The sequence below is a fragment of the Mesorhizobium sp. B2-4-14 genome, assembly GCF_006442155.1.
GTDB lineage: Bacteria > Pseudomonadota > Alphaproteobacteria > Rhizobiales > Rhizobiaceae > Mesorhizobium.
The window spans coordinates 34,201-52,993 of sequence record NZ_VFVA01000037.1 but is presented as its reverse complement, the minus strand read 5'-3'; the positions used below and the strand labels follow the sequence as shown (position 1 = coordinate 52,993).

Annotated in this window: 13 protein-coding genes; 3 read left to right on the top strand and 10 right to left on the bottom strand. The window is 63.9% G+C overall.

What is annotated here, in order from left to right; all coding sequences use genetic code 11:
- Positions 1–72: 72 nt before the first annotated feature.
- From FJ938_RS24710 to FJ938_RS24690, 5 genes are all read right to left on the bottom strand, one after another.
- The gene (locus tag FJ938_RS24710; protein WP_140698380.1) at positions 73–2,532 is read right to left on the bottom strand and encodes an FAD-dependent oxidoreductase; all 2,460 of its coding nucleotides are present in this window, start codon (positions 2,530–2,532) and stop codon (positions 73–75) included.
- A complete protein-coding gene (locus tag FJ938_RS24705) occupies positions 2,529–3,710 on the bottom strand; it encodes a pyridoxal phosphate-dependent aminotransferase (protein WP_140698377.1) in 1,182 nt (393 codons plus the stop codon). Before FJ938_RS24705 ends, FJ938_RS24710 begins: the two co-directional genes overlap by 4 nt.
- Positions 3,703–4,608, bottom strand: coding sequence for a homocysteine S-methyltransferase family protein (locus tag FJ938_RS24700; RefSeq protein WP_140698374.1), 906 nt, complete (start codon positions 4,606–4,608; stop codon positions 3,703–3,705). Before FJ938_RS24700 ends, FJ938_RS24705 begins: the two co-directional genes overlap by 8 nt.
- A complete protein-coding gene (locus FJ938_RS24695) occupies positions 4,605–7,058 on the bottom strand; it encodes an FAD-dependent oxidoreductase (RefSeq protein ID WP_140698371.1) in 2,454 nt (817 codons plus the stop codon). The genes FJ938_RS24700 and FJ938_RS24695 overlap by 4 nt, the downstream gene beginning before the upstream one ends.
- Positions 7,059–7,154: 96 nt before the next feature.
- On the bottom strand, positions 7,155–7,697 hold the full coding sequence (locus FJ938_RS24690) for an XRE family transcriptional regulator (RefSeq protein ID WP_181169175.1): 543 nt from the start codon (positions 7,695–7,697) through the stop codon (positions 7,155–7,157).
- 228 nt (positions 7,698–7,925) lie between these two features.
- Here FJ938_RS24690 and FJ938_RS24685 point away from each other — a divergent pair, with 228 nt between their 5' ends.
- Entirely contained in the window at positions 7,926–8,630 is a 705-nt protein-coding gene (locus tag FJ938_RS24685; RefSeq protein WP_181169174.1) for a nitroreductase, read from the top strand.
- Between the two features lie 10 nt (positions 8,631–8,640).
- Here the strand turns inward: FJ938_RS24685 and FJ938_RS24680 are convergent, their stop codons facing one another.
- The 5 genes from FJ938_RS24680 to FJ938_RS24660 all read right to left on the bottom strand — a co-directional run bounded on the left by FJ938_RS24680 (position 8,641) and on the right by FJ938_RS24660 (position 15,437).
- Positions 8,641–10,038 (bottom strand): MFS transporter, encoded by a 1,398-nt coding sequence (locus FJ938_RS24680; RefSeq protein ID WP_246673499.1) that lies wholly within the window; start codon positions 10,036–10,038, stop codon positions 8,641–8,643.
- A gap of 218 nt (positions 10,039–10,256) precedes the next feature.
- Complete coding sequence (locus tag FJ938_RS24675; protein WP_140698362.1) at positions 10,257–10,844, bottom strand: sarcosine oxidase subunit gamma; 588 nt, start codon at positions 10,842–10,844, stop codon at positions 10,257–10,259.
- Positions 10,837–13,860, bottom strand: a complete 3,024-nt coding sequence (locus FJ938_RS24670; protein WP_140698359.1) for a sarcosine oxidase subunit alpha — start codon at positions 13,858–13,860, stop codon at positions 10,837–10,839. The genes FJ938_RS24675 and FJ938_RS24670 overlap by 8 nt, the downstream gene beginning before the upstream one ends.
- Complete coding sequence (locus FJ938_RS24665) at positions 13,857–14,153, bottom strand: sarcosine oxidase subunit delta (RefSeq protein ID WP_140612346.1); 297 nt, start codon at positions 14,151–14,153, stop codon at positions 13,857–13,859. The genes FJ938_RS24670 and FJ938_RS24665 overlap by 4 nt, the downstream gene beginning before the upstream one ends.
- A gap of 24 nt (positions 14,154–14,177) precedes the next feature.
- A complete protein-coding gene (locus tag FJ938_RS24660) occupies positions 14,178–15,437 on the bottom strand; it encodes a sarcosine oxidase subunit beta (RefSeq protein WP_140698356.1) in 1,260 nt (419 codons plus the stop codon).
- Between the two features lie 213 nt (positions 15,438–15,650).
- Here FJ938_RS24660 and FJ938_RS24655 point away from each other — a divergent pair, with 213 nt between their 5' ends.
- Together FJ938_RS24655 and FJ938_RS24650 are read left to right on the top strand one after the other, a co-directional pair.
- Positions 15,651–18,215, top strand: coding sequence for a mechanosensitive ion channel family protein (locus tag FJ938_RS24655; RefSeq protein ID WP_140698353.1), 2,565 nt, complete (start codon positions 15,651–15,653; stop codon positions 18,213–18,215).
- Positions 18,216–18,451: 236 nt separating this feature from the next.
- Entirely contained in the window at positions 18,452–18,715 is a 264-nt protein-coding gene (locus FJ938_RS24650) for a hypothetical protein (RefSeq protein ID WP_027145877.1), read from the top strand.
- Positions 18,716–18,793: the final 78 nt, after the last annotated feature.

The window sequence follows — 18,793 nt, the reverse complement described above, 5'->3', positions numbered from 1 at the left end:
CCCCGCTTCGCAAAAGCCGCCCGAGCGGCATTTGCTGCGCGACCCTCCCCACAAGGGGGAGGGTAGAAGGAGCTACATCTTCACCCGCTCCGCCTTCGGATCATACATCGGCTTCAGCGACGCTTCCGCCGCAAAACGTTCGCCGGCGATCTCGATCTCGTAGCTCGAGGCCAGTACATCCGCCTCGCTCTCGCCATGGCACGGCACATAACCCAGCCCGATCGCACCGCCGAGATGGTGGCCGTAATTGCCCGATGTGACCGGGCCGACGATCTTGCCGTCGCGCAGGATCGCCTCGTTGTGGAAGAGCAGCGGTTGCGGGTCTTTCAGGCGGAACTGCACCAGCCGGCGGGCCAATCCGGCTTCCTTTTTCTTCAGCACCGCATCGCGGCCGATGAAGTCGCCCTTACCCGTCTTCACCGCGAAGCCGAGGCCTGCTTCCAGCACATTGTCCTCGTCGGTGATGTCGTGGCCGAAATGGCGGAAGGCCTTTTCGATGCGGCAGGAATCCAGCGTGTGAAGGCCGCAGAGTTTCAGCCCGACATCGGCACCAGCCTGCTCGATCGCCTCGAAGACATGAGCCGCCTGGTCGGTCGAGACATAGAGTTCCCAGCCGAGCTCGCCGACATAGGTGACGCGGTGGGCGCGGGCCAGACCCATGCCGATCTCGATCTCCTGGAAGGTGCCGAACGGGTGGGCTTCGTTGGAGAAGTCGTTGGGGCTGACCTTCTGGATCAGGTTTCGCGCATCCGGGCCCATGACGCAGAGCACGCTTTCAGCAGCGGTTACATCGGTAATGACGACGAACGCCTCGCCGATATGCCGGCGCAGCCAGGCCAGATCGCGCTGCAGCGTGGCGCCGGGGACGACGAGGAAGTAGGCCGTATCCGACAGGCGCGACACGGTAAGGTCGCTCTCGATCCCGCCACGCTGGTTGAGCATCTGCGTGTAGACGATCTTGCCCGGCACGACGTCCATGTCGTTCGCGCATAGTTTCTGCAGGAAGGCACAGGCGTCGCGGCCCTCGAGGCGGATCTTGCCGAACGAGGTCATGTCGAACAGGCCGACCTTGTTGCGGACCGCCAAATGCTCCTCGCGCTGGTTGTCGAACCAGTTCTGCCGCTTCCAGGAATAGCGGTATTCGCGCTCCTGTCCCTCCCGGGCGAACCAGTTGGCGCGCTCCCAGCCGGCGACCTCGCCGAACACGGCGCCACGTGCCTTAAGATGCTCATGCAAGGGCGAGCGGCGCACACCGCGCGACGTCGCCATCTGGCGGTAGGGGAAATGGTCGGCGTAGAGCAGGCCGAGCGTTTCCGAGACGCGTTCCTTGAGATAGCGGCGGTTCTTCTGGAATGGCTGGGTGCGGCGGATATCGACTTCCCACAGGTCGAAGGGCGCCTCGCCATCGTTGATCCACTGCGCCAGCGCCATGCCGGCGCCGCCGGAAGACACGATGCCGATCGAATTGTAGCCGGTCGCCATCCAGTAGCCCCGCAGTTCCGGCGCTTCGCCGAGATAGTAGCGGTCGTCGGGCGTGAAACTTTCGGGGCCGTTGAAGAAGGTGTGGATGCCGGCGGTGGCGAGCATCGGCATGCGGTTGACGCCCATTTCGAGGATGGGTTCGAAATGATCCATGTCCTCGGGCAGTTGGTCGAAGCAGAAATCCTCACGGATGCCGTCCATGCCCCACGGCTTGGCCACCGGTTCGAAGGCGCCGAGCATCATCTTGCCGGCATCTTCCTTATAGTAGGCGCACTCGTCCGGCACGCGCAGGACCGGCAAGCGGCTCAACCCGGGGATCGGCTCGGTGACGAGATAAAAGTGCTCGCAGGCATGCAGCGGGATGTTCACGCCATTCCGCGCGCCAAGCTCGCGCGCCCACATGCCGGCGCAGTTGATGACGATCTCGGCCTCGATCGTGCCCTGGTCTTCACCACGTTCCCAGGATACGCCGGCAACGCGGCCCGCCTTCGTGTGGACCTTGGTGACCTTCACGTTCTCGACGATGGTGGCGCCGCGCTGACGCGCGCCCTTGGCCAGCGCCATGGCGATGTTGGCGGGGTCGCACTGACCATCGAGCGGCAGATGCACGGCGCCGACGACGTCGGAGACATTGAGATGCGGATACATCTCCTTCACTTCGCTGGGCGAGATCTCGCGTACATCGACATCGAAGGCGCGGGCAAGCGAGGCCTGCCGGTAGATTTCGTGCTTGCGCTCCTCGGTCAGCGCCACGGTGATCGAGCCGACCTGGCGCATGCCGGTGCCGACCTCGGTCTCGGCTTCCAGCTTGACGTAGAGGTCAGCGGAATATTTCGCCAGCCGCGTCATGTTCTGCGAACCGCGCAACTGGCCGATCAGGCCGGCGGCGTGCCATGTCGTGCCCGATGTCAGCTGCTTGCGCTCGAGCAACACGATATCGGTCCAGCCGAGCTTGGCCAGGTGGTAGGCGACCGAACAGCCGGACACGCCACCGCCGATGATGACCGCGCGTGCCTTGGCGGGGATGGATTTGGGGGAAGAGATGTTCATGCGGCCTCGCGGCGATAGGTGGACGCAAAACGGCGCAGCCGCAGTGCCGCTTCCCTGAGCACGGGCTCCGGCTGGCACAGGCTGATGCGGATATGGCCGGCGGCGGCCTCGCCGAAGCTGGAACCCGGCATCACGCCGACATTCTCCTTGTCGAGCAGGGCGAAGGCGAATTTCTCATCGTCGGGTTCAACATCGGATATGTCGAGCATGACATACATGCCGCCCTCGGAACCGCGTACGGTCACATCGTTCATGCCGCGCAAGGCGTCGAGCAAGACGGTGCGCCGCGCCGCATAGCGCTCGGCGATGTCCTTCACGCCATAACGGTTTTCCAGTGCCTCGGCGCAGGCGATCGAGATGAAGGCCGGCAGGCCGTAGGTGGTCACCAGATTGAGGTTGGTGAGCAGCGCGATCATCGCTTCCGGACCGGTCAGCCAGCCCATGCGCCAGCCGGTCATGCCGTGGCTCTTGGACATGGAATTGATGACCAGCGTGCGTTCGGCCATGCCGGGCAGCGAGCGCGGCGAGACATGCTCGCCGCCGCCCAGCGTCCAGTAGACTTCGTCGGAGAGAAGCCAGAGGTCATGCTCCCTGCAGATTTCGGCCAGTTGTTCCAGCCGTTCGCGCGAATAGACCGCACCTGTCGGGTTGTTCGGCGTGTTGATCAAGATGGCGCGGGTGTTCGGCCGCAATGCCGCGCGGATCATGTCGGCACGCGGCTGGAAACCGTCCTCGGCCGGTGTTTCGACGACGGTGAAACTGGCACCGGCGGCGCTGAACGTGTTGGGATAGGTGGCGTAGTAGGGCGCCACCACGATAGCGTGGTCGCCCTGGTCGAGCGCTGCCTGCACGGCCGCGTAAAGTGCCGCCTGGCCACCGGGCGTGGCGATGACCTGATCCGGCGTTGTTTCAATGCCGGTGCATGCGGTGGAGGCCGCGGCCATCGCCTTGCGCAGGCGGGGCAGACCGGGCAGCGGCGTGTAGTGATGGTTGCTGCCGCGAACCGCCGCCACGCAGGCTTCGATCGTCTGTGAAGGCGTGTCGAAATCATGGTCGCCGACCGACAGCATGATGATGTCTTCGCCGGCTTCCTTGCGGGCCCAGGCGGCGAAATGAACCTCCCAACCATCCTTGCCCGAAGGCACGATGCCGGAAATGCGCGAGGATGGTCTAGGCATTTGCTACTCCCGAAATCTCGTACCCTGTCTCTTCCAACCGGTCGCGTAGCGCGGCGATGTGGCTCGGCCCGACTTCGCAGCAGCCGCCGACGATCTGGGCGCCGACTTCGACCCAGTCCATCGCCTGATCGGCATAGGCCTCCGGATCGAGGTCGTGACGCGCGTGCAGCACGTCGACGGTGCCGCCATGTTGCAATGCCTCGATCGAGGTGAAGCCATTGGCATAGGCGCCAACCGGGCCGCCAAGTTCGATCAGCTCAGGCAGGGCCGCCGCGATTGCCTCCGGGCGGCAACAGTTCAGCAGCCGAGCGGCCACCGGCAAACCACCGAGGGCGTTTGCCGCGGCGGCAATCGTCTCGCCGCTGCGCAACCGGGGCTCACCGTGGTCGGCAAGCGTCCACGATACCCATACCGGCTTGCCGCTTTCCGACGCCGCAGTGACGGCCGCGCGCGCTTCCTCGGCGGACGCCATGGTTTCGCAAAGGAACAGATCGACGCCATTCGCCTGCTCGGCGACGATACGGCGGTAGATGTCAAGCGTGTCCTGGTAGGAAATGGTCAGTGCCGGCGCGTAGCTGCCAAAAAGCGGCGACAGGCAACCGGCGATCGCCGTGTCGCCGGCCTCGTCGCGCGCCTGCCTGGCCAGGTCGATGCCGCGCTTCTGCAACGGTTTGAACAGGTCCTCCGCGCCTTCGCGCGCCAGACGTTCGGGCGTCGCCGAATAGGTGTTTATGGTAATGACGCGGGCACCGGCGCGGATGAACTCGGCATGCAGGCCGCGCACCAGATCGGGTTCGTCGATAAGAACCCTGGCCGACCACAGCGGCGTCGGCTCCGACTTGCTGCGCCGCACCAGTTCCTGGCCCATTCCGCCATCGGTGAGGATGACCCGCTTCATGCGCGCAGCCTCTCGTTCTTCGGATCCCACAAGGGCTCGTCCTTCTGCACGACAGCCTTGAACCGGTCGCCGAAGATTTCGATCTCGACAGAGGTGCCTGGCTCGGTCAGGTCGGCGCGCAGCATGCCGAGCGCTATGGACTTGTCGATGCGATGGCCCCAGCCGCCTGAGGTGGTTTCACCAACGATCTGGCCGCCATGCCAAAGCGTCGACATGTAGGGCGCGTCGCAATCACCGGGGTTTTCAACGACCAGCGTGACGAAGCGTTTCTTCACGCCTTGCTGTTTCTCGTTCTGCAGCGCCGTCTTGCCACGGAAGTCGGGCTTTTCCCATTTGACGAAGCGCTCCAGCCCACCCTGCAGGACCGAATAGTCGGTCGACAAATCCCCCTTCCAGGTGCGGTAGCCTTTTTCGAGCCGTAGCGAATCCAGCGCGTACATGCCGAACGGCTTAAGACCGTGTTTCTGGCCTGCGGCCCAGATGGCGTCAAAGACGGCAGCTGTGTCGTCGATCCTGGTGTGGATTTCCCAACCGAGCTCGCCGGCAAAGGAGACGCGCACGAGCCTCGCCCAGCGGCCGGCTATTGTCGTTTCCTGGTGCGTCAGCCAGGGCAAAGTGAGATCAGCGTCGCAGACATCGGCGAGGATTTTTCGCGAGTTGGGGCCGGCGAGGATCTGGGTCGAATACTCCTCGGTGCGGTCGGTCAGCGTGAAGGCCGCATCCGCTGGCATGCGCAACTTCAGCCATTCGAAATCGTGCCACTGCGCCACCGCCGCGGTGATCAGCGTCATCTGATCCTCGCCATGGCGCACGACGGACATTTCGGTGACGATGCGCCCCTTGTCGTCGGCGAAGTAGACGAGCCCGATACGACCAGGCTTCGGCACCAGGCCGGTGACCTGCAGGCTCAGCCATTCGGCGGCGCCCGGGCCCTCAAGATTGAAGCGCGAGAAGCCGGGCAGGTCGAGGATGCCGGCGGCGTCACGCACGGCCAGGCACTCTTCGCGCACGCGGTGCTGCCAGGGCCCGTCGCGGCGGAAGGTCAGGGTCGCTTCCTCGGAGATATCGTCGCCGTCCTGCGCGTACCAGGTGGCGCGTTCCCAGCCATTATAGGCGTCGAAGCGGCCGCCGAGCGCCTTGATGCGATCATGGATCGGCGACAGCTTGCGGTCGCGCCCTTCCGGCCAGGCATGGCGCGGGAACTGGATGGCGTATTCGTTGCCGTAGATTTCCATGCCCTTGGCGACGCAGTAGTCCGGTGCAGCAGCAAAAGAGGTGAAGCGGCGCGGATCGCACGACCACATGTCCCACTCCGTCTGGCCTTGCGTGACCCATTCGGCCAGCACCTTGCCGGCGCCGCCGCCTTGGGCAATGCCGAAGGTGAAGACGCAGGCCTCGAAGGCATTGGGCACGCCAGGCATCGGGCCGATCAGCGGATTGCCGTCCGGCGCATAGGGGATCGGCCCGTTGATGACCTTGGACAGGCCGGTGGTGCCGAGGATCGGCACGCGGGCGACGGCATCGGCCAGGTAGTGTTCCAGCCGGTCGAGATCGTCGGGGAAGAGCTGGAAGGAAAAGTCCTCCGGCATCGGATCGTTGTGGGTGGCCCAGTGCGCGCGGCAATTGCGCTCATAGGGGCCGAGATTCATGCCGCCCTTTTCCTGGCGCAAGTAGTATGAGGTGTCGACGTCGCGCAGCAGCGGCAGTTTTTTGCCTTGTTCCTTCGACCATGCCGCCAGTTCGGGGATTTCCTCGAACAGGATATATTGATGGCTCATCACCATCATCGGCACTTCGCGGCCGAACATCCTGCCGACTTCGGCGGCGCGGTAGCCGGCGGCATTGACGACGATCTCGCAACGGATATCGCCTTGCGGTGTGGTGACCACCCATTCGTCCTTCTCACGGCGCACGCCGATCACGGGGCAGAAGCGGATGATCCTGGCGCCCATGTCGCGCGCGCCCTTGGCCAGCGCCTGGGTCAACTGCGCCGGGTCGATATCGCCGTCGCTCGGGTCGTAGAGCGCGCCTTCAAGGTCGTGCGTCTCGATAAAGGGATAGCGGCGTTTGATCTCGTCGACGCCGACCACGTCGATGTCCATGCCCTGGTAACGGCCCATGCCCTTGGCGCGCTGGAATTCCTGCATGCGCTCGTTCGAGTGGGCGAGGCGCAGCGAACCGGTGACGTGATAGTTCATGGGATAGTCGACCGCCTCGGCAAGGCCCCGGTAAAGCTCGGTCGAATAGCGCTGCATGTTCATCAGCGACCAGGACGAGGAGAAGGTCGGAACATTGCCGGCGGCATGCCAGGTCGAGCCTGACGTCAGCTCGTTCTTTTCCAGAAGCACGCAGTCGGTCCAGCCTGCCTTGGCCAGATGATAGAGCGCCGAGGTGCCGACAACGCCACCTCCGATGATCACCACGCGCGCCGTGCTCGGCAAACCCGCCATGTTCTTCTCCCAAACTTCAAGCGCGCTGCGCTTCTGCTTTTGTTTTGATGCATGTCGTCGACCCAAAACCGCGCACGGTCTTGGGCGACATGCATTTCAGTAGACGGGTGGCGAAACCACCCAGATGACAACCGCCGGCTCGGTCCCGGGATTGCGCCAGCGATAAGGCTTGCCTTCGAAGCGGAAGGAATCGCCTTCGCCGAGCCGGTGCCAGATGCCCGCGATCTCGATATCGAACTGCCCGGAGGCGACGTATCCGGCCTCCTCGGTCGGTCGGCGGGCCTCGGTCTTCAGCTCCGCGCCCGGCGCGAAGACCGAACGCACCATCTCGAAACTGCCACCGAGATCGGGCGACAGAAGCTCTTCGACCAGGCCGGATTCGCTGGTGCCAAGCGTGCGGCGCTTGCCCGCGCGCACAATCACGCCGCGCTCGCTTTCCTGGGGTACGTCGTGACTGAAGAACAGGCTGATCGGAACGCCGAACAGCTCCGCGAAGGCCCTGAGGTCGCTGAGCGATGGCGTTGACAGACCACGCTCGACCTGACTGACCCAACCGACCGAACGGTCAAGTTTCAGGGCGATCCCTGCCAGCGTCAGCCCGCGCGCCCTGCGCAGCGCCCTGATATCGCTTGCCAGCACGCGTTCGTCAGGTCCCTGCAATGTTCGTGCGGTAGTGGAGGGCAAAACGCTCTCGTCATGAAAATTTCCATCCGAATTTCATGAGAAAGCAAGCTCATGAAAAAATCAAGTAGATTTTCACCGATGCTCAAGATTTGCTTGCAGGATTTTGACGGTTCATGCAAAGGCTCCGCTTCTTCGAGCGGCGAGTGGGGACGTCCGATCGACACAAAGGCTGAGGGACGGCCCATGCTGGAAAAGAAGGCTCGGATCGCGGGCGATGCCGAGATTGTCGACGAGGCGATCCTAACGCGCCGTTCGGTGCGTGCATTCCTGTCCGACATGGTCGACGACGAGACGATCCGCGCCATTCTTACGGTCGCGGCGCGCGCACCGTCGGGCACCAACATGCAGCCATGGCGCGTCTACGTCACCAAGGGCGAGACCAAGCAGCAGATATCGGATGCCATCCTGAATTCCGGCATCCGGGCCGAAAAGGCCGACTGGGACGAGTATCGCTACTATCCCACGCAGTTTTTCGAGCCATACCTGACCCGCCGCCGTGCCAATGGCTTCGGTCTCTATGGCGCGCTCGGCATCGGCCGACGCGAGGTCGACAGGATGCGCGCCCAGCATGACCGCAACTTCGTCTTCTTCGATGCGCCGGTCGGCATGATCTTCACCATCGATCGCCGCCTCAACCAGGGTTCGTGGATCGACTACGGCATGTTCCTGCAGAACATCATGGTCGCGGCGCGGGGCAGGGGCCTGCACACTTGCCCGCAGGCGGCCTTCGCGCCCTATCACCGGCAAATCCGGCCGGTGCTCAACATTCCCGACGAAGAGATCGTCGTTTGCGGCATGGCGCTCGGCTATGAAGACACGTCCAAGCCGGAAAACGCCTTCCGCACCGATCGCGTGCCGTTGGAAGAATGGGTGACGTTCAGCGAGTAAGGCTTGTGGCCTACTCGGTCATCTGCATGCCATGGCCGCTGACATGGGCACCGTCCTGTGGCGTCAGCTTGAGATAGGCGAGCAGCGCGCAGAGCGTGATGACGCCCTCGATCATAAAGAGAATCCGGAAATCGCTGGCGACCGCCGCGCCGCCGCCGGCGAGGAATGACAGCATGGCAGCAGCGAGACCGACGCTGATGGCGACCGCCAGCTGCCACAGGATGTAATAGAGCGCGCTGAAGCGGGCGAGCTGTTCGGGCGCGATGTCGGAATAGGCGAGGTTGCCGGTCGATGCCCACTGCACGGAGCGTAACACGCCGAAGACAAAGATGTAGGTCAGCGTGATCCACACCGGCGTCGTCGCCTGCTGCAAGGCAAAGCCCGCGACCATCGCGGCGACCACGGGCGTGTTGACGACCAGCACGCGGCGGAAGCCGAAGCGATTGAGAAGGCGCGGCATGAAGAACCGCATGACCACCGATCCGACCGCCGCGACGAAGGTCAGCGATCCCGCCTGCACCGCGCTCATGCCGAAGCCGAGCTGGAACATCAGTGGCAGCAGGAAGACGACGGAGCTGAGGCCGATCGTATCCAGACCGCCGCCAGTAAGGAATGAAATGCGGAAGGTGCGGATGCGCAGGAGCTTGAGATCGAGCAGAGGATTGCGCACGCGCAGGCAGTAGAACGAGGCGGCCGTCAGAATGACGACGGCCAGCACAAGCTCAACCGCGATCATGCTTCCGGCTACGTCCTTCGCCGCCAGCGAGTCCATGCCGAAGACCAGCAGGACCATGCCGCTGCCGACCAGCAGAAAACCCGGAAAATCGAAGGGCGTGCGCACCGGCTTGGTCATGGTGGGAAACAGCGAGGCGGCAAGCACGGCCGCCGTTAGCCCGAAGGGCACGTTGATGAAGAAGATCCAGCGCCAGGAAATGTAGGTGGTCAGCGCGCCGCCGACGAGCGGGCCGACCAGCGGTCCGGACTGGCCGGCCAGCGAGATGTACATGTTGATCTTCAGCGTCCGGCTGCGTGGAAAGGTCGACAGGATGACGACCTGGCCGAGCGTACCCATCAGCGCGCCACCGAAGCCCTGCAACGCGCGGGCGCCGACCAGCATCCAGATGTCGTTCGAGAGACCGCACAGGGCCGACGAGGCGGCGAACACCAGCAAGGCGAAGCAGTAGACATTGCGCAGGCCGAAGCGATCGGCGGCCCAGCCGCCGAGCGGCATCGAGATGATCAGGCTGGCGACATAGACAGTGATCAGCAGACCGAGCTGGCTAGGCGGACGGGCGAGGCTTTCGCCGATACCGGGCAGTGCCGTTACCACCACATTCTGATCGAGGCTGGTCATGAACACGCCGCAGGCGACCGTCAGCGGCAGCAGGAGCAAGGCTCTGGCCGACATATCAGCGCGATCCGTGGCGCCGGCGGATATTTCAGCAGTCATGGGGAGGTTCGAACCAAACGAATGCGCCGACTCTGAGACGGGATTTTCATGTCCCTTTGACCGGTTGGACGGCCACGTTTTGACATCATGGGCGCCCGTGGGAGGATTCTCTAGCGGCAGAGCCGGCTGGCCTTGAGGCCAGAAGCCGCGACTAAGCGGCGGTCCGGCCACATCATCTATTGCACTTCGTAGCCGACTTCCTCGCTGGCATGGCAAAGCGCCTTCCAGAACGAACGCGCGAAGGAGCGGAAGACATAGATGTCGAACTGATCGGCGCCAGTGCGCTGGATCTGGGCGAAGACATCGTGGTGGGCAGTCGAGCGGCCCGCGCCGATGGGAAAGGCCGGCAGTGCGAAATCGATGGCGAAGAACTTCGCCAGCACCCATTCGGCCTTCGGACCGGCAAGGCGAATCGCCGTGCGGCCATGCGACAGGTCCGTCACCGTGCCGATGTCCGGCGTCACCACCTTTGAAAAGGCCGCGGCCAGCCCTTCGGCCTCATCGACAACCGTGAACTTTCCCGGCGCGAAGCCGAATACCGATTTCACGCCGTTACTCAGACCGCCGCCGGCGCCATCAGGCAGCGCAAGCCCGGTGACGGCGTCGATGGCTGCCATCAGTCTCTTCTCCTCGCCCGGCCATGCGGCGAGCTGCACGATCGAGCCCGGGCTCGTTTCGGTCAGGAGGATCTCGACGCCATGTTCGAAATTGCCATGCGAGCCGACGTGAAACTCCGGCTCGAGGGGGGATTGGCGCTCAACCATGCATGCGGGTCCCTTCCGGATCGTAGAAATGGTTGGAGACGATCTCCACCGGCCCGAAGCGGTTGCGCAGGGGATCGGAGACGTGGGCACGCCTGCCGTGCCTGGCTTTGCCGTCCTTGACCAGCGCCAGCGCGATATGCTTGCCGAGCGCCGGCGAGTAGCAACAGGCGGTGATGTGGCCGATCGAGCCGTGCGGATTGGCTTCGTCGATCTCCTCAACAATGTGCGAACCGCCATTGAGCGGCCGGTTGTCGAGCGCGATCAGGCCGACCAGTTCCAGACGGTCGGACGCGACCAGGCCTTCGCGGTCCATCATCGCCGAGCCGATGAACGGCTTCTTCTTCGACAGCATCCAGTCGAGATGCAGGTCGCGCGCCGTGGTGCGGCCGTCGATCTCGGCGCCGGTGACATGGCCCTTCTCGATGCGCATCGTGCCCAGCGCCTCGAGCCCGTAGGTGACCAGCCCGAACGGCTTGCCGGCCTCGATCAGCGCCTCCCAGACCTGCGTGCCGTGGCCGGCGCCGCAATAGACCTCGAAGGCCATTTCACCGGAGAAAGATAGCCGGCAAATCATAACCGGCACGCCTGCTATCTCGCCGTGGACGATGCCCATGAAAGGCAAGGCGGCGTTATCGACCGATGTGCCGGTGACGCAGGCGGCCAGAATCTGCCGGGCCTTCGGCCCGCCGATCGCAGCGCCGGCCCATTCGTCGGTCACCGAGGTGACGTGGACCTTCAGTTCCGGCCAGATCACATCGAGGAAATACTCCAGATGCTGCATCACCTTACCGGCATTGGCCGTCGTGGTTGTCATCAGGAAATCCTGTTCGCCGAGCCGCCAGGTGGTGCCGTCGTCGAAGGCAAAACCATCCTCGCGCAGCATCAGCCCGTAGCGGGCCTTGCCGACGGCGAGCGTCGAGAACATGTTGGTGTAGACGCGGTCGAGGAACGCGGCGGCGTCGGGGCCCTGGACCGCGATCTTGCCCAGCGTCGAGACGTCGACGATGCCGGCGCTTTCGCGCGTCGCCCTGGCCTCGCGCACATAGGCCTGCTCGACCGTTTCGCCTGAAAGCCCGTAGATCATCGGCCGGTACCAGAGGCCGGCGGAATAGAGGGTTGCGCCATTTTCGACATGCCAGTCGTGCATCGGCGTCAGCCGTTCGGGCTTCAGGTCGCCAAAGCGCTCCGCCGCCAGCGAACCGATCGAGACCGGCGCGAAGGGCGGCCGGAAACGGGTCGTGCCGACTTCCGGGATCGGCTTGCCCAGCGCCTCGGCCATGATAGCGAGGCCGGGAACGTTGGAGCTCTTGCCTTGGTCGGTCGCCATGCCAAGCGTGGTGTAGCGCTTAAGATGCTCGACCGAGACAAAGCCTTCGCGATGCGCCAGCCGGACATCCTCCGCCGTCACGTCGTGCTGGAAGTCGACAAAGCTCTTGCCCCTGGCCCTGATCTCGAACACCGGCGCCGGATCGGGGTCGCCGGGTACGGCTTCGACAGAGGGCAAGGCCGCCGGAGTGCCGGTTCCACCGGCTGCCGCGAGGCCGGCGGCGCGGCCTTCGGCGATCGCCTCGACGGTGGAAAAACTGCCGGTGAAGGCGCCGGCTCCGGTCCACTGCTGTGTTGGCCACTGCTGTGTCGGCGATTGCTGCGTTGGCTTCGGCGGCAGGAAGGCTTGCCGCGCGGCATCCCATTCCGCTTTCGCACCGGCCTGGCTGGCCAGATGGATGGTCGGCGACCAGCCGCCCGACATCAGCAGGCAGTCGGCATGGATGCTGCGCGCATCGCCGGTGAGCGCGCCGGTAACCATGTCGAAGCGCTGAACCTTGATGCCTGACAGCGCCTTGCCGCCCTCGGTGGCGACGACGGCGTGGCCGGTAAAGATTTCGGCCTCGGCTTCCGTGGCGAGGCTGCGCATCTCAGCCGAAAGTTCGGGCCTGACGTCGACGACGGCAACGATCGCGGCCCCCGCTTTCTTCAGGGCGACGGCAGCGCGATAGGCGCTGTCATTGTTGGTGAACAGCGCGATCCGCTCGCCCGGCAGTACGCCGAATTCGTTGGCATAGCGTTGCGCCGCATGCGCCAGCATCACGCCCGGCCTGTCATTGCCCGGGAAAACCAATGGGCGCTCGAAGGCGCCGGTGGCCAGCACCACGGATTTGGCGCGGATCGCCCAATAGCGATGGCGCGGCTCGCCCTTGGCCGGCTGTTCCTTGTGGTCGCTGACCCGCTCGAGCGCGGCAAGCGTGTTGTTGTCGTAGTAGCCCCAGACCGTGGTGCGCGGCAGAAGCCGGACATTATCCCGGCCTTCAAGCTGGGCAACGGTGCGCCGCACCCAATCGGTTGCCGGCGCGCCGTCGATGGTTTCATCGGACCAGTTGGCCGAACCGCCGAAACGCGGCTCGAGATCGGCCAGGATGACGCGGGCGCCATTATCGGCGGCGGCTTTGGCGGCCATCAGGCCGGCGGGGCCGGAGCCGACCACCAGCACGTCGCAAAAAGCGTTCATACGCTCGTAGCGGGCCGGGTCCTTCGCCGATCCGGCGCTGCCGAGGCCGGCGGCGCGGCGAATGAAGTGCTCGCAGAACATCCAGAAACGCGTGCCCTTCAGCGGGCCGAACACCGGTCCCATGAAGGTCTTGTAGTAGAAGCCGGCCGACAGGATCTTGCCGCCGAGCTGGTTGACGGCATGGATGTCCCAGGCGAGCGACGGGAAGCGGTTCTGGCTGACGGCGACCAGCCCATCATGGATCTCGACCATGGTCGCCGGAATGTTTGGCTCGCGCACCTCACCCTTTAGCACCGTCACGAGCGCATTGGGCTCCTCGACACCGGCGGTGAGCAAGCCGCGCGGGCGGTGGTATTTGAACGAGCGCCCGAAAAGGGTAACGCCCTTGGCAAGCAGCGCGGACGCCAGCGTGTCGCCGGCATGGCCGGTATAGGCGACGCCGTCGAAGGTGAAGCGGATGGTCTTCAGCCGGTCGATGCGGCCGCCAGTGTCTGTGCGGCGCGGGCTCATGATTTGTCTTCCGCCTTGTGACGCGAGGCCGAACCATGGTCGCCGCGCGCGAAGGCGACGCTCGAAATCTCATGGGTCAGCGTGTTGCGCACGACCCGCAGATGGGCCCGGCAACCGCCGGAATGCTGCCAGATCTCGTTGTGGTCGCCAGCCGGGTTCAGCCGGTCATAGACATAGGCATTCCACGCCTCGAAATTCTGCGAGGCCGGGTCGGGACGCTCGCGGTTGCCGTCACCCTGATAGGTGAACTCGATGACGTCGCGCGGGCCGCAATAGGGACAGGTGATCAGCACGGTATATTCCTGATGAAGCCTTGCTTAATGAAGTCGAGGGTTGGCGCCCTGACCCTTGTCGTCGATCACCAGGCCGCGATGGAAGCGGTCGAGCGTGAAGGCGGCATTGAAGTCGTGCGGCTCGTCCTTGGCGATGGTCCAGGCAAAGCACCAGCCTGAGGCCGGCGTTGCCTTGAAGCCGCCATAGCACCAGCCGCAATTGAGGTACATGCCGGGCAAGGGGCCGGTGGTGATGATCGGCGAGCCGTCCATCGACATGTCGCAGACGCCGCCCCAGGAGCGCAGCATGCGCACGCGGGCGAGACCCGGAAACAGGGCCAGCATCTCGCTCATCACCTCATCGACGATGGGCAGGTTGCCGCGCTGGGCGTAGCTGTTGTAGCCATCGATGTCGCCGCCATAGACAAGGCCGCCCTTGTCGGACTGCGACATGTAGAAATGACCCATGCCGAAGGTCACGACGGTATCGATGAAGGGCTTCAGCGATTCGGTGACGAAGGCCTGCAGCACGTGGCTCTCGATCGGCATCGTCTCGACGCCGGCCAGCTGCATGACGCGTCCGGTGCTGCCGGCCACTGCGACCGCCACCTTCTTGGCCCTGATATCGCCACGCGATGTGGTGACGCCGGTTATGCGGTCGCCGTCGCGCAGGAAGCCGGTGACTTCGCAATTCTCGATGATGTCGACGCCGCGCCGGTCGGCGCCGCGCGCATAGCCCCAGGCCACGGCGTCGTGACGGGCGGTGCCGGCGCGCCGTTGCATCAGGCCGCCGACCACCGGAAACCGCGCCTCATTGGAGATATCGAGCGCCGGGATCAGGCGTTTGATCTCGGCCGGCGTCATCAGTTCGGCATCGACGCCGAGATGGCGCATGGCATTGCCGCGCCTCGCATAGTCGTCGAACTGGGCCGGCGTGTGGGCCAGGTTCAAGCATCCGCGTTGCGAGAACATGACATTGTAATTGAGTTCGTGCGACAGGTCCTCCCACAGCTTCATCGAGTGTTCGTAGAAGCGTGTGTTGGCCGGCAGCAGATAGTTCGAGCGCACGGCCGTCGTGTTGCGGCCGACATTGCCGGAGCCGAGCCAGCCCTTTTCCAGCACCGCGACATTGGTCATGCCGTGTTCCTTGGCAAGATAATAGGCGGTCGACAGGCCATGCCCACCGCCGCCGATGATGATGACATCATAGGAAGCTTTCGGGTCCGGCTTGCGCCAGGCCGGCTTCCAGTCCTTGTTTCCCTTGAGCGCATTCGCGAGCAGCGAAAAGGCCGAGTACTCTGCCATCATTGTCATCCGGTTCGGGCGATGCGGCAGACTATAGAGCAGGCCGCAAGCGCAAAGCCAATATTGCGCCATTGCCTTTCGACTGGCCGACTCAAGAATCGGCGATCGGGCGGAAACAGGCGGCGGATGCGACAGCTTGCTCCATGATATGGCCGTCTTTATCAAGGACGGGCTCTTCAAATGCCTTTGCCGCCCGTGAGTCGCCAAGAAATCATGCTTTTCCGCTTCTTCCGCCTGATTCTGGTCTGCGCGCTTGTCGCATCAGCGCCGCTCGGCGCCATCGCCCAGGTCGCAGGTCAGGCTCCCGCGACGCCAGGGGCCAGCCAGGCTCCCGTAGCGCCGGGTGGCAGCCCGGTTCCGGCGGCGCCCGCGGCCAGCCCGGCACCCCCGGGACTGATCGCCGATCAGCAGAAGATGATCAAGGACCTGACGGCAAAAACCGATGGTCTCGAGAAGAAGATTCAGCAGGACGGTGAGGAGGATTCAAGTCTCGTCGATATCCGCCTGCAGCTTGAGGAACTGTCCCGCGAGTCGCTGAACACCGCGCTTGCCTTCCGCACGCGCCTTGCCGAGATCAACGCCAGAGTTCAGCAACTCGGCCCGGCGCCCGCCGCGGGCCAGCCGCCCGAGCCCGATATCGTGAGCGCCGAACGCCAGGCGCTGACGTCCGAAAAGGCCGAGATCAACGCTGTCATTTCGCAAGCCCAGGCCCTGTCGATCCGCATCAGCGGGCTGATCGACCAGATCGGCAATATGCGCAGCGCGCTTTTCCGCAATCTTTTGACGAAGCGCTATGTGCTGTCGGACGCGCTGAGCCCGCAGGTCTTTTCGGACGCCCGCGACGAGTTCCGCAATTTCTACAAGGCGGTGTCTTCCTGGCTGAGCTTCGCCTTCAAGTTCAAGTTCCAGGCCATTCTTGCGGCGACCTTCGTCGCGCTCGGCCTGGCCCTGGTGCTGCTGGTCGGCGGCAGGCGCCTGTTCGGGCGCGTGTTCGAAGCTGACCCCACCAACGAGGATCCGTCCTATCTCAGCCGCCTCTCGGTTGCCTTCTGGTCGACCCTGCTGCCCACGCTGGCGGTCGGCGCCTTTCTTGGGTCGACGATCTTCTTCTTTAATTATTACAACGTGTTGCGCGGCGATATCGGACTCTTTCTGAATGCGCTGGCGAGCGTCATCGGCGTGGTGTTCTGCGTCAACCGGCTGACCAATGCGGCTCTGTCGCCGCGCCTGCCGAACTGGCGCCTCATTCCGGTCGAAACGGGGCCGGCACGCTGGCTGGTGCGCCTGGCCACGGCAATGGCCGTGGTCATCAGCTTCAACACCTTCCTGTCGATCGTGAACGACAAGATGGGCTCGCCACTGTCGCTGACTATTGCCCGCAGTTTCCTCGCAACCATTATCGTCGGCGTCATCCTGATCCTGATGGCGATGCTGCGGCCGTTCAAGGCGCGCGACGGAAGCTGGCGGCCGTGGCCGGCATGGCTGCGCTACCTGGCGCTGTCACTCGGCCTTTTCACCATCATCGCCGCCTTGCTCGGCTATATCGGCCTTGCGCTGTTCGTCTCGCTACAGGTCGTGGTCACCGGCACCGCGCTCATTACCGCTTATATCGGCTTCCTGTCGGCGCAGGCGATCGGTGAGGAGGGCGCTTTCGCCAACACCACTGTCGGGCGCTGGCTGTCGGTCAACTCCAGCTATGAAGACACCGCACTCGACCAGCTTGGCCTCGTGGTCAGCGTCGCCATCAATCTGATGATCGTGCTGGTGTTCCTGCCGCTGATCCTGCTGATGTGGGGGTTCCAGCTGGGCGATATCCAGGCCTGGGCCTACAGGCTGGCGACGGGGATCACCATCGGTTCGGTGACGATTTCGGTCACCGGCATCCTCTCCGGTGTCGTCGTCTTCATCATCGGCTATTTCCTGACGCGCTGGTTCCAGGGCTGGCTCGACGGTTCGGTGATGGCGCGCGGCAAGGTCGATACCGGGGTGCGCAACTCGATCCGGCTGGCGGTCGGCTATGCCGGCGTGGCGCTGGCGGCACTCGTCGGCATCTCGGCTGCCGGCATCGACCTCTCCAGCCTGGCGCTGGTCGCCGGCGCTCTATCGCTCGGTATCGGCTTTGGCTTGCAGAATGTGGTGTCCAACTTCGTTTCCGGCCTGATCCTGCTGGCCGAGCGGCCGTTCAAGGTCGGCGATTGGATCGTCGCCGGTGAGATCAGCGGCACGGTCAAGAAGATCAGCGTCCGCGCCACCGAGATCGAAACATTCCAGCGGCAGTCGGTGATTCTGCCCAATTCAAACCTGATCAACAACGCCGTCGGCAACTGGACGCACCGCAACAAACTCGGCCGCATCGACATCAAGATCGGTGTCGCCTATGGCAGCGACGTCAAGCAGGTCCATGCCGTCCTGCTCGAGATCGCGCGCAGCCATCCGCTGGTGCTGAAGAACCCCGAACCTTTCGTGCTGTTTTCCAATTTCGGCGCGGCCGCGCTCGAATTCGAAATCAGGGTTTTCCTGGCCGATGTGATGAATGGCAACATTGTGCAGAACGACGTCCGCTTCGCCGTGCTCGAGAAATTCGACGACCAGCATATCGAAATCCCTTCGACGCCGCGAGCCGTCGTCGAGACCAAGCACGCGAAGGCTTGGCCGACTGACGACGACAAGATCGAAGCCGATTTCATAGAGCAGGAACAGGCGAAGACAGAGGCCGCGGCCGAGGCGAAACGAGCCGCCAAATCAGGACGCAAGGCGCGCAAGCCCGATCCCGACTAGATATCGGAGCCGGTCAGCTCTTCGCGATCGGAACGGGGAGTGCCGTGTGCAGATCGGTCTTGAAATCAACAGGGCCGGCGTGCGCCTGCGGCCTGCACTGGAGAAGCCAAAGCCAATTGCGGCATGAATGCGGCATTCAGTTGCGGTTCAGCTTCCATCTCATATAAGCTCCCATGCAACGGGCGAAAATGCCTTGCGAAATGCAACAGGGGCGGTGGGAACACCGATATTGCACCATGTGGAAGTCTCTCGTCGCTGCCGTCGCCTTGCTCGCCGTGAGCGGCTCGGCCCATGCCGCCAGCGCGGTCAACAAGGACGCCGAGACCCGCACGCTGGTCGTGACGGAGGGTGGCAGTAAGACCGAACTTGCGCTGGCTGGAGGGGAAACCGTTGAGTTCTGCCAGAATGGCTGCTTCGTCACTTTGCCCAATGGCGATCTTGAAGCCCTGACCGGTTCGGAAACCGTCGAAATCTCAGGCGGCGTTGCCCGCATAAAGTAATCTCTGCGGCATGGTTGGAAAGGCCGGGCATTGCTCGGCCTTTTTATTGTTTCGGTAGCGGGTTAACAATGACGCCGG

Excerpts from the sequence above, each read along its gene's own strand:
- FJ938_RS24710 (WP_140698380.1), bottom strand. The coding sequence starts at position 2,532 with ATGAACATCTCTTCCCCCAAATCCATCCCCGCCAAGGCACGCGCGGTC.
- FJ938_RS24705 (WP_140698377.1), bottom strand. The coding sequence starts at position 3,710 with ATGCCTAGACCATCCTCGCGCATTTCCGGCATCGTGCCTTCGGGCAAG.
- FJ938_RS24700 (WP_140698374.1), bottom strand. The coding sequence starts at position 4,608 with ATGAAGCGGGTCATCCTCACCGATGGCGGAATGGGCCAGGAACTGGTG.
- FJ938_RS24695 (WP_140698371.1), bottom strand. The coding sequence starts at position 7,058 with ATGGCGGGTTTGCCGAGCACGGCGCGCGTGGTGATCATCGGAGGTGGC.
- FJ938_RS24685 (WP_181169174.1), top strand. The coding sequence starts at position 7,926 with ATGCTGGAAAAGAAGGCTCGGATCGCGGGCGATGCCGAGATTGTCGAC.
- FJ938_RS24680 (WP_246673499.1), bottom strand. The coding sequence starts at position 10,038 with ATGTCGGCCAGAGCCTTGCTCCTGCTGCCGCTGACGGTCGCCTGCGGC.
- FJ938_RS24675 (WP_140698362.1), bottom strand. The coding sequence starts at position 10,844 with ATGGTTGAGCGCCAATCCCCCCTCGAGCCGGAGTTTCACGTCGGCTCG.
- FJ938_RS24670 (WP_140698359.1), bottom strand. The coding sequence starts at position 13,860 with ATGAGCCCGCGCCGCACAGACACTGGCGGCCGCATCGACCGGCTGAAG.
- FJ938_RS24660 (WP_140698356.1), bottom strand. The coding sequence starts at position 15,437 with ATGGCAGAGTACTCGGCCTTTTCGCTGCTCGCGAATGCGCTCAAGGGA.
- FJ938_RS24655 (WP_140698353.1), top strand. The coding sequence starts at position 15,651 with ATGCTTTTCCGCTTCTTCCGCCTGATTCTGGTCTGCGCGCTTGTCGCA.
- FJ938_RS24650 (WP_027145877.1), top strand. The coding sequence starts at position 18,452 with ATGTGGAAGTCTCTCGTCGCTGCCGTCGCCTTGCTCGCCGTGAGCGGC.